Annotated in this window: 2 protein-coding genes; both read right to left on the bottom strand. The window is 59.1% G+C overall.

The window, feature by feature from the left end; all coding sequences use genetic code 11:
* A partial coding sequence (locus tag ACJ5NV_RS20430) for an IS630 family transposase (RefSeq protein ID WP_411646723.1) occupies positions 1-443 on the bottom strand: 443 nt, incomplete at its 3' end.
* Positions 444-483: 40 nt separating this feature from the next.
* The gene (locus ACJ5NV_RS20425) at positions 484-594 is read right to left on the bottom strand and encodes a hypothetical protein (protein WP_411646721.1); all 111 of its coding nucleotides are present in this window, start codon (positions 592-594) and stop codon (positions 484-486) included.
* Positions 595-616: the final 22 nt, after the last annotated feature.

Below are 616 nucleotides of genomic sequence, written 5' to 3'. Positions count from 1 at the left end.
GCAGCTTTCCTGATCAGGGTTTTCAGTTTTGAGAATGCCATTTCGATCGGGTTGAGATCGGGGCTGTAGGGTGGAAGGAATAAGAACCATGCACCGATACTGCGCAGAGCTTCGGCGGCGGCCGGGGCCTTGTGGCTGGACAGATTGTCAAGAATGACAACGTCGCCCTCGCGCAGCGTCGGCACCAGTTGGGTTTTGATGTAGAGAGTGAACATCTCGGCATTCATCGCTCCATCAATGACCCAAGGGGCGACCAGGCGGTCATGGCGCAGCGCCCCAACAAAGGTCTGGGTCCGCCAGTGCCCAAATGGTGCATGATCGACAAGGCGTGCCCCGCGCGGTGCCCAACCGGTTGTCCTGGCCATGTTGGTCTTGACCGAGGTTTCGTCGATGAACGCCAACCTTTCCAAATGGCTGGCCATGAAGGGCTGGCGCTTCGCGATCCAAATGCGGCGCAGGTCCGCGACATCCTTGCGCTTCTGCTCAAGCGCTTGCAGGTTTTTTTTTGTGCGTCAGGCCGAGCCCTTTTAGCGCCCGCCAAACAGTGCCGCGATGGACGGCGACACCATGCGTCTCGGCCAGTTCGGCAACCAGTTCGTCGAGCGTGATTTCGCCT

Origin of the sequence: Loktanella agnita, assembly GCF_046640325.1 — a bacterium.
GTDB classification, from domain to species: domain Bacteria; phylum Pseudomonadota; class Alphaproteobacteria; order Rhodobacterales; family Rhodobacteraceae; genus Yoonia; species Yoonia agnita.
Note: the sequence above shows the minus strand (reverse complement) of the source record. Positions and strands in the feature narration are given on the sequence as shown.